Below are 12,853 nucleotides of genomic sequence, written 5' to 3'. Positions count from 1 at the left end.
TTACCCTATGTCTTTCAGATCGAAGTGGCCGTTTTCCAGATCCACGTCGGTACGGAACAGAAACTCCAGCGGATAGGGCACGCACCACAGGCGGCCCTTGATTTCGATCGACAGCACGTTGTGCAGCTCCAGCGAGCCGGTGTCCGAAATGCAGCGCACCTGCAACCCGTCGGGCAGAATGCGCGGCTCGAAATGGAGGATGGAATCGGTCAGCGCGCGCTGAATGTCGAGCCATTCGATGTCCGACATGCGCTTGCCCGCCAGCGAGGCGATGCCGTAATTCAGGGTGGAACGCCGCACCTGCGGAAAATCGCCGAGATCCAGATTGGATTCGCTGTTGACGCAGTTGAACAGCCACTGCAAATCGCGCAATACCCGGCGGCGCAGCTCGCTGTGCGACACCAGGTTGCGCACCTGCGCCTCCTGCTTTTTCTGCGGTTCGTCGTCGGTCAGCATGTCGAGCAGCACCGGCTGCATTTTGTCGCGTGAAGTCAGGCGTTCGCTGTCCTGACGAGAGCGATAGCCCTGGCGGCGCAGATCGCCGCCGTCATAGTGGGGTGGGCGCTTGTCGTTCATGGTCAGGCGCTCGCGTCGAAGCTCAACTGCCGCAGGCTGTGCAGCGGGAATTCGTCGCTTTCGCTGAGCCAGGTCTTCAGGCCCAGCCCCGCATAGTGGGCGCCGTCGCCCAGCGGTTGCCATTCGGTGCGTTTGCCGAGCAGCAGCGCGTCGTCGCTGCCTTCGGGCAGCGGGTAACGGGCGGGCAGTTGGCATACCTGTTCGCGGCCGTCGGTCAGGCGCACCAGCGCATGGCTCCACACCAGATCGATGGCGCTCTGTGGCGCCTGGAACTGGATCGCGGCGATGTCGGCAAACGGCACCCAGTAGTAAACGCCGTTGAGCGCCAGCTCGCACACCGGCCCGAGGCGGCCGTCACCGTCGGTCAGCCAGTCGAAACTCAGCTGCCGCTCTTGGTCGCCTTCGGCCAACATTAACCGCCCGGCGCCGGCCGGGGCGGCCTCCAGCGCCTCATCGCGCAGCGTCTGGGCCTGCTCGGCCGCCCCTTGTGCATCCTGATGCAGCGCCTGCACCATCAGTTTCAGCCAGGGATGCGCCTGCCGCAGCAGCGTCGGCGCGGCCGTGCCGGCGAATACCGCCTGGCGTTGCAGCTCGGCGTTGACCGACTGCATCAGCAGCAGTGTGGTTGGTTGGGCGATCGGTTTCAGCGCCTGCCAGGATTTCAACTGCGCGTTGGCGCGCGTCCAGTTGCCGCTCAGACACAGCAGTTGCACCAGCGCGGCGCGCAGGTCGGCATCCGCCGGTTTTGCCTTGATATCGTTCTCGACGGCGGTGATGGCCGCGGCGATCGACTGGCCTTGCAGCATGCTTGCTAATGATTTCACAGGCTTTCCTTATAATCAGTGAGTGGCGCCGTTAACCGACAGGTAGCTGCCGCTGGCGGGATCGACCCGGTCTGCGGCCAGCTGTTCCACCAGCTTGAAGGTCAGCGGGGCGGCGGCGCTCAGCAGCGGCTGCCAGGCGGTTTGCGCCTGCTGCACGCGCTGTGTGATCTTGGTCTCGTCGGCGGCGTCGACACGCGGCATTTCAACGATCGCTTCACCGTTGAACGCCCAGGCATGCAACTGCGGTTCGAAGGTCAGCAGCAGGAAGCTGCCCGGCGCCTGCGGGTTGCCGCCCAAAATGAGCCGTTGGGCGTTGGCGCTGACGACGGTCAGCGCACGATCGCCGCCGTTGATCTTCGCCAGCGGGTAACCTTGCAGGAACCACAGCGTCGGCGAGAGGGTTTGCCCGCCGTGTTGCAGCGTGACCGCGCCGCTGCCTTGCAGCCAGCCGTCCTCGCCGCAGCGCAGCGCGTCGCCGGCGGGAATGAACAGCGCGCCGCCGGTGGCTTCGTCACCCCAGAAGGTGCGGAAGTGGCAGCCCTGCGGCAGGCTGAAACGCTGTGGCGGCGCGGTGTCCGCCTGCGCAGAGGTGACGGCCACCGCCGCAGGAATGGTCGGCGGCGGCGGGGTTTGCGGCTGCTCGGCGGTCTCTTGTTTGACCACCGGTTTCCAGCCGCGCGCTTTGGCGGCTTCGCCGGTCGCCAGCTTCTCACCGCGCTTGTCGGTCAGCGTCCAGGGCAGATGACCGGCTTTTGGGCACTGCTTTTCCAGCAGATTGCCGACGCGGGGCAGAAAGTCGTTCAACACGGCCGGATCTTTGCCTTGCGCCGAGACGATGCGCAGCGGGATGCTTTTGCCGCACCAGCTTTCCGGATTGCTGTTCTTGACGTCATCGATAAACACTTCCAGCTTCTGGCTGGGGGAGTAAACCAGGCGATAGTTCATCGCCTGCGCGGTCGGTACCGCCATCAGGGCGGCGAGCCCCGGCATCCAGTATTTCATAGTGAACCTTGCTGTGAATGTGCGCCGACTCAGTCGCGAATGAGAAACCGTTCCGCATCCGCCAGCGAATGCAGCAGGGTGGTTTCCTGCGGTGAGCCAATCCAGACGGCGATAGCGCTGTAGTTATCGCTGTTATTGTTTTTCTTCCATGCCTGCTGCATCAGGGCGATCCACTCGCTGGGGGAGTTGACCATGTGCAGCGACTGTTCCAGTTCGGCCTGGCTGAAGCTGTGCCAGAAGCCGTCGGTGCACAGCAGGAAAACGTCGCCGTCTTCCAGCTGCAGCACGTCGCTGTAGGTGGCGTCGCGCTCTTCGTTGAGCCCCAGCGCGAAATACAGCAGGTTGCTGTTGATGCCGTTGGTCTGATAACCGGCGTCCTGCATCTGTTGGATCAGGCTGTGGTCGGTGGTGACGGCATGCAGGTAGCCGCGGCGGAACAGGTACAGGCGGCTGTCGCCGGCGTGCGCCCAGTAGGCCAGCTGGTAATCGCGATCGATAAACAGACTGACCAGCGTGGTGCCCATCTTGCTGTATTCGTCCGATTGCCGCTGCTGCTGGTGGATGGCGGCATTGGCGCGCGTAATGTGCTGACGAATGCTCTGGGCGTTCAGGTGCTTTTCGCCGTCGAAGTTTTGCAAAATGGTGTCGCGCGCCAGTTTGGCGGCGATATCACCGCCCGGAAAACCGGCGATGCCGTCGCACACCACGAAGCAGGCGGCGCGGTTGCCGAGCACCTCGCCGGTCTGATCCTGGTTGGAGGCGCGGCCGCCCTGATTGGAGGTAGAGGCTATGGTGATATTCATTACGCGTCCGGTTTGGTCTGTGAGTCTTTGTATTGATTCACTTCAACGTCATAGGCGTGCAGGAAGGCTTCGCCGAACAGGGTGTGGAAATCGTCCTCGATCTCGCCGGAGGTTTGCTGATAGTTCTTCACAAAGTAGTCCCACAGCGCGGCCTTGCGGTTGGCGGGCAGCGACAGACGCGGCGCCACGCCTTCCTTGCGCGCTTCCTCTTCGAGGCGCTCCGGGTTGAAGGACTGCAGCATGGCGGCGATGATGGCGCGAATGCCGGCGATCATCCCCAGCTGGTGCGCCTGCAGGTCGATCAGCGCATCGCGCACCGCCTGTTCCGGCGGCATAAAGCCCGGCATCTGGCTGCCGAACATCTGCATCAGCACCGTTTTCCCCGAAGGCAGCAGTTTGAACGGGTTGTTGGCCTCGTCGAGGATCATGGTCATCTCAGCCTTCACGCCGCGCTTGAGGATCGAGCGGGATGAGAGCAGGGCGACGGTGCCTTGCGAGAACAGGCTCAGCAGGCGGCCGGCCTGGCGGATCTGTTGTTCGTCGAAATGCGGCTGCGGCTGCAGATCGTCGAGACCGAGGCCTTGCAACAGCGCCGTCAGCAGCGGCCCCTCCAAGGTGTCGCCATTCGGCGCGGCGGCGTGCTGCCGCTGGGCGGACTGGTAGGCGACCGGATCGATGCCCAGGCGGTTGCCCTGGCGCGGGCGCGGAGGTTGCGCAGGCGGTTCCTGCTGGCTGAACTGCGGTGCGGGTTGGGGCTGCGGCTCGGGTCTCTGCACGGGCGGCGGCGTCGGTTGAGGGCGCGGCGCTTGCGGTTGTGCGGCGATCGGCGCCGGTGGTGGGGACGGCGGTTGTGCCGGTTCCTCCGGCTGAGCCAGCGGCACGGCGCCGCCCATCAACAGCCCCAGCGGGTCGTTGCTGTTTAACGTCTCTGGCGAAGCGGGCGCGGATGAACCGCCGAACAGCGCCAGCGGATCCAGCTCTTGTTCCGGTTGCTGCGCATTCTGGACGGGGGGAGCCGGGCGCGGTGGCGCAGCCTGCTCCGCCAGCAGCGCGCTGGGGGTGGTGTCGGCCAGGATATGCTCACGCTCAAAAGTGGAGTCGGTGTTGAACAAGGCGGCCGGATCGGTTTGCTGTTGCTGCAATTGGCGCAGATCGACATCGCCCGCCAGCTGCGCCAGCGGATCGGCCGGATTCAGCTCGCGAGTGGGGGTGTCCAGCAGCGGATGGCTGTCTGGATTGGCTACCGGCGGCGGGGTGACGGCAGCCGGCGCATTCGGCGTAAATTCTTCCACCAGGCTGTCCCAGATTTCGTTGGGGATCGGCGCGGCGGATTTTTCTTTGGCGGCGGCTGCAGGGGCCGCAGCAGCGGCAACGGCCTTGGCCACCGGTTGAGCCTGCGGCGCGGCGTGCTGTTGCAGCGCGCTGACTTCAATCTGGTAATCGTCGATGCCGAGCACGTCGCCATCCTGCAGTTCAACCTGGCGGCCACGCTCCAGCGGAATATCGTTCAGCAGCACGCGGGTGACGTTGCCGCGATTGGTGATGCGGCATTCGCCGTCAGAGGAAATGTGCACGATCGCCTGCAGACGGGAAATGGCGCGCTCTTCGTCCGGCAGCACCAGGTTGTTGTCCACGCTGCGGCCGATGGTGCCGCCCGGCGGCAGAAAATCGCAACTGCTCTGCGGCGGAACCTGGCCGCTTTTATTTTTTACAATGGAAAATCGCATAAGGCATTCCTGCTGATTAGATCTTATGGCCAGACAGTGGAACTCGATAACTGGATGAGTTCGACTTGATTTCTTTCCTAAGAGAGAGCTTTGAATTTGAGTGACTAAATTCTTTGGTTAACGCATTATATGTTCGCAAGCTTCAATTTAGTAACGTGAGCCTGTATATGTCAGGTGATGTCTTTGCTATTACTCTCATTGTTCTTACCCTTTCTTTTGTAATAGAGATTAGTCGGTAGTTGAGATAGGTAAGTAAGGGCGAATATAATACTGGCGTACCAGACATCGTCATAATCTTGAAATTTTATATTGAGCATTGGATCCAGTATCTCAGAACCATAGTTAAATACTAAACCTTGGATGATGCTTGCAAATAAATTTACTGTGGTAGCTATCACAAAAAGGGAATAGGATTTTCTATTGTTGGTTTTTTGTTTTAGGTGATAAAGCCCGACAAATACTAAGACTGACAGGAAAAAGTATAAAAACACAAATGAGTAAGAGTAGGTGGAAAGCGTGACGTCATCGATCACTGTTTTTTCCTTATCCCAATGCTCTAAAATTCCATATGGTTTGTACTGAGTAATAGAAAGTCAAGGAATATTTTCCCAATGACTGATGATTAATGGTGCTGGTATATTTTCAAGTAATAAATTATAAGTGATAAAAATGTAATTAATTTGAGGCTGATGGCTGCAAAAAATGAATTCTATCACAGCGGCTATTACTTTGAGTAACGTTTAAAAATGGCTTCAGCTTCACTGGCGTTCTGCAGTGAAAGGCAATCTAAAATATGATAACTTCCTTTAACTGAGCCTTGGCTATTTTTATTGGCGTACTGTTCAGCCAGCTTTTCGCCTTGTTCGAATGCATCCATCGGCAGTTTACTCAATTCTAAATAGGCGGAAGCGGAACGGAAGGCGTCTTGCTTGGTTTTTTCTGAGTCAGTGGACTTCCCAATGCAGCGGCTGACTAACCAATTTTTATATAGTGCCTCTTGCGATAAAATATTGAGTGAGTTTTCAGCAAGGGCTACATGGCTTCCGAGCAGCAGAGACATTAAAAAGTACGTGTATCTTCTCATCCGAGATAACCTTTGATATGAGCCGTCGTTTGAGCAACTCTGATATCAGTTGTCGTCTTTCCCTTGGTACTTCTTGATGATGGCTTGCAACGCTTGGCTATGTACAAGATCGATGCACTTTGCCATCGTCATCGGCTCCCCTGACATACTGTCATAGGGCTTTGCCAGAAATTCTTTTGCCAGCGCCCTGACGGCGGTATGCGCCTCCAGAGAATAATCGCCGAACTCCATATAACCCCGAGCAGCGGCGGCGGCATCGTTTTTGACTTCTTTTGCTGAGTACCCCTCGGCGATACAAACGCTAAGCGCGTAGTTTTTGAGGTACTCGGCAGAGGAGTACTTTTCGTTGGCGGAAGCTTCAGTATTCAATACCGCCAACATGAGTAGGAACGCAGTTTTAATCGTGTGACGTAAGTGCATCGATTCGTTTTTGCATCGTATCGGCCAGGCAATCTTTGTCATCTCGGCATTTATCCCTTTGCAGTAACCAAGATCTTTGCGTGCTGTTTAAAGAAGCCGCCAGTTTTTTATCCCCTACATCGGTCGCCTGCTTTTTTGCCAACAGCCAAGCTTGGGAAACGCTTTTGTCATAGGCGGATAAATTGAAGTCTGAGCAGATAGTTTTTTCAACAACGCTTGTAGATTTGGCACAGTCGAAAGACGCTGCAGGTTTAGGATCTTTCGGTAACCGTTCTAATTGCAGTAGCGAACCATCGTACCAATTAACCAGCATTTTTTTTGGATTGAGAGCGGCAAAGCTGGAGCCTGCACCATTATCGGATGGGCCGAATGATCCGGAGTGACAAGCGATCTTGAAAAGAGAGACTTCTGCTTGGCCGTTTTCTTTCAATGCATAGTTTTTAGCCGAGATGCTTTTATCTCCGCCCATCGACTTACCGATGAATTGATTTAGCGTGCTTCTCTCAATACTTAAGGTTGGCGCTGTGCAGACGTCTTTTTCCGGCAGATTGTTTTCTATTGATTTAGTGGAAATATTGATTACCCTTCCTAGTAATCGAGGGTCGTTAAGTTGATAGCTAAGCGTGCGGGTAGTCTCATTGTCTATGTTGACCTGAGTCACTTGCCATAAGCCATCAATAGTTGATGATGTTGGGGCATTAACGTTTTTTTCTGCTGCACATGCAGTAAGTGAGAAAAATACGCTACTAATTAAAAATGCAGATAATTTCATTGTGGCGAATTCCTTAGCGATAGTTTCCATTTAAATAGAGCTCGACTTCGTAATTTCTTCTGTTTATCAGCCCTTTCATCACTTTTCCACCTGAGGTAATGGCACGTTTTATTTCTGTCATTGCATCAGATATTTTGCTCTGATTAATGAATGCTGCGACGTTGTTGAGTCGACCACCTGGATTATAAGCAAAGGAGACTAACGCATCAAACTCTTGTTGTGTGAGTGGAACAAGAATTTTATTCCTAACAGCTCTTTCATAGGCAGGTACTATAAATTTAAGTAGTTCCGTTTCCTGTGTGTCGGTTAAAACCACTAAATTGTGATTTTCTTTCGCGAAGTCTTTAGCTTGCTGATGATGTAGCCCGGCGGCTGCACTGATTTTATCTGCAGTTGCGCTGTCTAATCCAATCGCGATCATGGTATTTTTTATTGATTCTATAGAGCGAGCTTTCATATCATAACCCGGCCCCAGAGTGACCCCGCTTGCACCGCCAGGCCAATGTAGGTGGTTACTTACTCCGCGCCATGCTTCAATATTAAAGATAAACCTTAAACCGCTTTGTGAAATGCCCATAGCTCCGGGACCTTGACGACCTGCACTACCACCGATAGGAGGTTGTGGTGCTCGAGTTTCGACGTGTGAACCCAGGGCTAAGAATGTTTTTCGACCAGCGATGCCGTCAACATGCAGACCTTTTTTACGTTGCACTTTTTTTACTGCTAATTCAGTCTTTAGACCGAATATGCCATCAGAGTTAAGAATAGCCCCCTGTTTATTAAGCAATTCTTGCAATGATTTTACGTGATTTCCTCTGTCACCTTTTCTAATCGCTTTCATCATGATTTCCTTATCTAAAATACATCGCTTGCCAAACCAACCTCCCCATAACGGGGAGGTTGTATAACAATTAAGCTTCGCGGTTTTCCTTGATGTTCCAACCTGCGCTGCTTTCGGCGCCTTTGCCGCCTTTGTCGCTCTGCTCCCAGTACTGCTGTTTCACTTTCGCCGCCTGGAAGGAGTAGGTGACGCCCACGGTGTCTTCGCCGCCTGCACCGGTGTACTGCACGGCGGTGACCAGCACGTCTTCCAGGGTGATTTTTGCGTATTCAACCTGGGTGCCGCCCGCCTTGCAAACCGACAGCTCAATCTTGGTCAGGTGTTTGCCGCTTGAGCAGTGCTTCAGCAAGGCCGGGGTTGACTTGTCGATCAGCGCGTTGACGTGCAGATCGTTGAAGCACACTTTGCCGGCGCCACCGCCGCCGCCAACGCCCATATTGCCCGGTTGAGAAGCGCCCCAGGAGAAAGAAGTAATGTCGGTCCAGCCTTTGTGATTCGAATCTTTGGATTCGCCGCTGGCACCTTCAACTTTCAGGAACATATCAATAGCCATAGTTTCTTCACTCTTTATTAAGGGTTAACAGTAGTATTAACGTTACGTTGAAAAACTCAGGTAATAGCAGCAGGAATTGCAAGTGTGGTAATGCATTACCAATTTATATCCTTGTGCCATGCACCTTCTTAAATACCGAAAACTATCGGTACGGGTTACCGAGCCACTATTAAGTGCTAATGGCTCAATGCTTAATTATTTCGCGTTATCTTGGTTCCACATGCGATCCGGGTTTTCTGCGATAGGCTGACGATGAGGTTGCTGCATTAGTCAGGCCGCACTACCGCGGCCTGACTCCAGTCCATCAGGACGCGTCGTTTTGCTTCAGCGAAGGCAGCTTCGACACCAGGCGCAGGGAGACGGTCAGGCCTTCCAGCTGGTAGTGCGGGCGCAGGAAGAACTTGGCGCTGTAGTAGCCCGGGTTGTCTTCGATCTCTTCCACCTGCACTTCCGCCGCGGCCAGCGGTTTGCGCGACTTGGTTTCCTGCGATGAGTTCGCCGGATCGCCGTCCACGTAGTTCATGATCCAGTCATTCAGCCAGCGCTCCATATCGTCGCGCTCGCGGAAGGAGCCAATTTTGTCGCGCACGATGCACTTCAGATAGTGCGCGAAGCGGCAGCAGGCGAACAGGTATGGCAGGCGCGCGGAAAGCTGGGCGTTGGCTGAGGCATCGGCGTCGTAGTATTCCGCCGGCTTCTGCAGCGACTGCGCGCCGATAAAGGCGGCGAAGTCAGAGTTTTTGCGGTGCACCAGCGGCATAAAGCCGTTTTTGGCCAGCTCGGCTTCGCGACGATCGCTGATGGCGATCTCGGTCGGGCACTTCATGTCCACGCCGCCGTCGTCGCTCGGGAAGGTATGGCACGGCAGGTTCTCCACCGCGCCGCCGGATTCCACCCCGCGAATGGCGGTGCACCAACCGAACTCTTTGAACGAACGGTTGATGTTGGCGGCCATGGCGTAGGCGGCGTTGGTCCAGGTGTAGTTGCCGTGGGTCGCGCCGTCGGTATCTTCTTCGAAGTCAAACTCGTCCACCGGATTGGTGCGGATGCCATACGGCAGGCGCGCCAGGAAGCGCGGCATCACCAGGCCCAGGTAGCGCGCATCTTCTGATTCACGCAGGCTGCGCCAGGCGGCGTATTCGGTGTTCTGGAAAATCTTGGTCAGATCGCGCGGGTTGGAGAGCTCCTGCCAGGACTCCATTTGCATCACGCTTGGCGCGGTGCCGGCGATGAACGGGCAGTGCGAGGCGGCGCCGATCTTGGCCATTTCACCCAGCAGCTCCACGTCCTGCGGGCTGTGATCGAAGTAGTAGTCGCCCACCAGGCAGCCGAAGGGCTCGCCGCCGAACTGGCCATACTCTTCTTCGTAGATTTTCTTGAAGATCGGGCTCTGATCCCAGCCCACGCCTTTATAACGCTTCAGCGTGCGGCCCAGCTCCTGCTTGGAAATGCTCATGAAACGGATCTTCAGCATCTCGTCGGTTTCAGAGTTGTTGACCAGGTAGTGCAGGCCGTGCCACGCGCCTTCCAGCTTCTGGAAATCGTCGTGGTGAATGATCTGGTTGATCTGCTGCGACAGCTTTTCGTCGATTTCCGCGATCAGCGCCTGGATGGTGCGGTAGGCGTCGGAAGAAACGGTGACGGTATTTTCCAGCGCCTGCTGCGCCAGAGTTTTCACCGCGTTCTCGACCGCTTCTTTGGCCTGATCGGTCTTCGGCCGGAACTCTTTGTTCAACAGCGCGCTGAACTCATCGCTGGAAAAAGTCTCGGTGGTTTGCAACGCATTTTGTTGCTGAGGCGAGTTGCTCATCGATTAATCCTCACGCTCGTTGTTGTCATCGTTAACCGCCGGCTTCGGCGCGTCGGTCAGGGATTTCAGCAGCGCCGGGTTTTGCAGGATCTTGGAGATCAGCTCCTCGGCGCCGTTTTTACCGTCCATGTAGGACAGCAGGTTGGAAAGCTGGGTGCGGGCGTCCAGCAGATTGTCCAGCGCGTCGACCTTGCGGGCGATAGCGGCGGGGGAGAAGTCTTCCATGCTTTCGAAGGTCAGATCGATGTTCAGCTTGCCTTCGCCGGTCAGGGTATTGTCAACCTGATAAGCGACGCGCGGCTTCAGCGATTTCATGCGCTCGTCGAAGTTGTCGACGTCGATTTCCATGAACTTGCGCTCCTCCACGCTGGCTTGCGGATCGACCGCTTTCCCCACCAGATCCGCCATCACGCCCATCACGAACGGCAGCTGGATTTTGCGCTCTGCGCCATAAATTTCGACATCGTATTCAATCTGTACGCGCGGCGCGCGGTTGCGGGCGATGAATTTCTGCCCGCTGCGGGATTTCGAGTTTGACATGATTTACTCCATCTAATGGCGATTGGGAACGCGCCTCGTCCGGCTGGGAGAGTCAGGTTCTGATTCGGGTCTGCGCAGGGGCAGACGGTATCGGGTGTCGTCAAGAGAACAAAAGTCGGCGGCTAGCTGTTCTCCTCGTTGTCGGGGCGACCGAGAATGGTCTCCAGTTGGTTAAGCCCATCGGGCGCCAAATCGCGGACGATTTGCATAAAGTCCAGCGTAATCAGTCGCTGTACCCGATCGATCATCAGCGGCGCCGGGTGGCTTGGCTCATGAAGACGAAAATAGTTTTTCACCTTGTCCAGCATCAGCTGGGCGTCATCGCGCGACTGGATCTGCGCGCTGCGCCAGTTGAGTGAGGCAGAGGTGCTCTGCACGGCGGCCGGTGGCTGCTCAGCGGCGGTTTCCTGTGTGGTGTCCGCTTCGGTGGCGGCCGGGGCCTCGCTCTGGCCGGCAAGCGCCACCAGCGAAAAGACCTTGGTCAGCGCGCTCATTTCCGGCAGCGCGCTTTCACCCAGATGGCGGGTGACTTCGCTGCGAATGGCGGCCAGGGTGTTGGCGATATGCATCACCAGCGCGCCTTCGGGGCGATCCTGTTGCGCCAGCTCATCCTGCAGCCGTGCGCGGCCGCCGGGAAAGTTGGGGCACTCTTGCTTGCTGCCGTCGAGCAGGGCGCCGGCATCGCGCAGCGAGATTTCACCGGCGGCGCTTTTCAGCAGCGGCGCGGCGCGCACGCTGGCGGCCAGCGCGGCCTTGTCGCCAAGGTCGGCCAGCGCGTTGATGCGAAACAGCGGGTCGGCCTCACCGTCGAACTCCAGCGGCGGCTGCAGGGCATCCCAGTAGCGGAGTATCGCCTGGTGGATCAGCGTCAGTCCGTCGGCATAGCCCGGCAATCCGCGCAGCTGGGTCCAGGCGCGGGTGAGATACAGCATGACGCGCAGGTCTTTGGTGCGCGCCAGCAGCGAGCTTGCGAGACGCTCGACCTGCACCCAATCCGGCGCCTCTTCCGGAATGATGGTGTTGCCGAATTGCTGTTCGGCTTTGCCGGTGGCGGCGCGCGCCATGGCCAGAAAGTCGGCGTCGTATTCCAGGTTGTCGCCGCAGGGCGTGTCCGCGTCAACCGGGGCCAGCAGGGTATCGGTGTCGATAGCCATAAGATTTCCTTCAACGAGCGATGTTAATCAAACATTTGCGGGTACTGGCCGCCGCGGCCTGGGCGCGCCCAGCCGTTGGGTTCGAACAGCAATGAAAACAGCTGCACGGTGAGGTTGCCGCTGTGCACGTGGGTGTAGAGCGGGTGCCCGTCGGCCTGATTGGTCCACCAAAAGCTGGTGTACTGCGCCGGATCGAAACAGTCGGCGGCCTGCTGCCAGCCGAGGCCCGGTACGTCCGGATGCTGGAAACCGATAATCGACAAGATCTCGGAGTCCGCTTCCGCCGGCGGGCTGGGCAGCGCCGGGATCGCCTGCAGCGTGCGGTCGATCTGTTCGGCGGAGAAGCCGTTGCGCACGCCGTTCAGCAGGGTATGGCCGAGCTGTTGGTACCAGCTCGCCGCCATGTTCAGCTGTTGTGGGCGCCAATCCTGTTGGCTGAACAGGCGCAGCGCGCAGATGGGGTAACGCCGCCCGACGCGGTCGCGCGCCGGCAACAGGCAGCCCATCTGCACGTACTGGCTACCGAGCGTGGCGGGGATCACGAAGTTCCACACCGGCGCGTTGCTGAACGGGTGATCGTTTGGCCCCTGCGCATCGCGCTGCAAATTCACCAGCCCGTTATGGAACCAGTGGGCCCAGTTGTTGACCACCGGGTCAGGCAAACGGCGTTGCAGGAAGTCACCGGCGGAAGGAAGTTTGCCGTACCAGCCGATGCTCGTCGGGGCGCTTGAATCAGTGCTCATGGTC

14 protein-coding genes are annotated in these 12,853 nt (G+C 57.3%); all 14 read right to left on the bottom strand.

Annotated elements, in window-relative coordinates:
* Window positions 1-576, bottom strand: a complete 576-nt coding sequence (locus ACMGG9_RS14225; RefSeq protein ID WP_033643562.1) for a type VI secretion system baseplate subunit TssE — start codon at window positions 574-576, stop codon at window positions 1-3.
* Between the two features lie 2 nt (window positions 577-578).
* Window positions 579-1,400, bottom strand: a complete 822-nt coding sequence (locus tag ACMGG9_RS14220; RefSeq protein ID WP_033643561.1) for a type VI secretion system accessory protein TagJ — start codon at window positions 1,398-1,400, stop codon at window positions 579-581.
* A 15-nt stretch (window positions 1,401-1,415) separates the two neighbouring features.
* Window positions 1,416-2,402, bottom strand: coding sequence for a type VI secretion system-associated protein (locus tag ACMGG9_RS14215; RefSeq protein WP_089191949.1), 987 nt, complete (start codon window positions 2,400-2,402; stop codon window positions 1,416-1,418).
* A 29-nt stretch (window positions 2,403-2,431) separates the two neighbouring features.
* The gene (locus tag ACMGG9_RS14210; protein ID WP_033643559.1) at window positions 2,432-3,205 is read right to left on the bottom strand and encodes a PP2C family protein-serine/threonine phosphatase; all 774 of its coding nucleotides are present in this window, start codon (window positions 3,203-3,205) and stop codon (window positions 2,432-2,434) included.
* Window positions 3,205-4,932, bottom strand: coding sequence for a type VI secretion system-associated FHA domain protein TagH (gene tagH / locus ACMGG9_RS14205; protein WP_342185331.1), 1,728 nt, complete (start codon window positions 4,930-4,932; stop codon window positions 3,205-3,207). Before tagH ends, ACMGG9_RS14210 begins: the two co-directional genes overlap by 1 nt.
* 724 nt (window positions 4,933-5,656) lie before the next feature.
* Window positions 5,657-5,992 carry a T6SS amidase immunity protein Tai4 family protein gene (locus tag ACMGG9_RS14200; protein WP_227711491.1) on the bottom strand — a complete coding sequence of 112 codons (336 nt, stop codon included), beginning with the start codon at window positions 5,990-5,992 and terminating at the stop codon, window positions 5,657-5,659.
* A 69-nt stretch (window positions 5,993-6,061) separates the two neighbouring features.
* Window positions 6,062-6,397, bottom strand: coding sequence for a T6SS amidase immunity protein Tai4 family protein (locus ACMGG9_RS14195; RefSeq protein ID WP_046687348.1), 336 nt, complete (start codon window positions 6,395-6,397; stop codon window positions 6,062-6,064).
* A 16-nt stretch (window positions 6,398-6,413) separates the two neighbouring features.
* Window positions 6,414-7,208, bottom strand: coding sequence for a lysozyme inhibitor LprI family protein (locus ACMGG9_RS14190; RefSeq protein ID WP_042784884.1), 795 nt, complete (start codon window positions 7,206-7,208; stop codon window positions 6,414-6,416).
* 13 nt (window positions 7,209-7,221) lie between these two features.
* Window positions 7,222-8,052, bottom strand: a complete 831-nt coding sequence (locus ACMGG9_RS14185; protein WP_227818391.1) for a pesticin C-terminus-like muramidase — start codon at window positions 8,050-8,052, stop codon at window positions 7,222-7,224.
* Window positions 8,053-8,119: 67 nt separating this feature from the next.
* Window positions 8,120-8,602: an Hcp family type VI secretion system effector gene (locus ACMGG9_RS14180; protein WP_004934962.1), complete on the bottom strand. Its 483-nt coding sequence runs from the start codon at window positions 8,600-8,602 to the stop codon at window positions 8,120-8,122.
* 304 nt (window positions 8,603-8,906) lie between these two features.
* Complete coding sequence (tssC, locus tag ACMGG9_RS14175) at window positions 8,907-10,412, bottom strand: type VI secretion system contractile sheath large subunit (protein ID WP_004934958.1); 1,506 nt, start codon at window positions 10,410-10,412, stop codon at window positions 8,907-8,909.
* 3 nt (window positions 10,413-10,415) lie between these two features.
* Entirely contained in the window at window positions 10,416-10,952 is a 537-nt protein-coding gene (tssB, locus tag ACMGG9_RS14170) for a type VI secretion system contractile sheath small subunit (protein WP_015378282.1), read from the bottom strand.
* A gap of 122 nt (window positions 10,953-11,074) precedes the next feature.
* Entirely contained in the window at window positions 11,075-12,106 is a 1,032-nt protein-coding gene (gene tssA / locus ACMGG9_RS14165) for a type VI secretion system protein TssA (protein WP_033650848.1), read from the bottom strand.
* Between the two features lie 23 nt (window positions 12,107-12,129).
* On the bottom strand, window positions 12,130-12,849 hold the full coding sequence (gene tagF, locus ACMGG9_RS14160; protein WP_033643553.1) for a type VI secretion system-associated protein TagF: 720 nt from the start codon (window positions 12,847-12,849) through the stop codon (window positions 12,130-12,132).
* Window positions 12,850-12,853: the final 4 nt, after the last annotated feature.

It is taken from the genome of Serratia sp. BNK-10, from assembly GCF_047456065.1.
Lineage (GTDB): Bacteria > Pseudomonadota > Gammaproteobacteria > Enterobacterales > Enterobacteriaceae > Serratia > Serratia ureilytica.
This window is presented reverse-complemented; position numbering and strand designations above follow the sequence as displayed.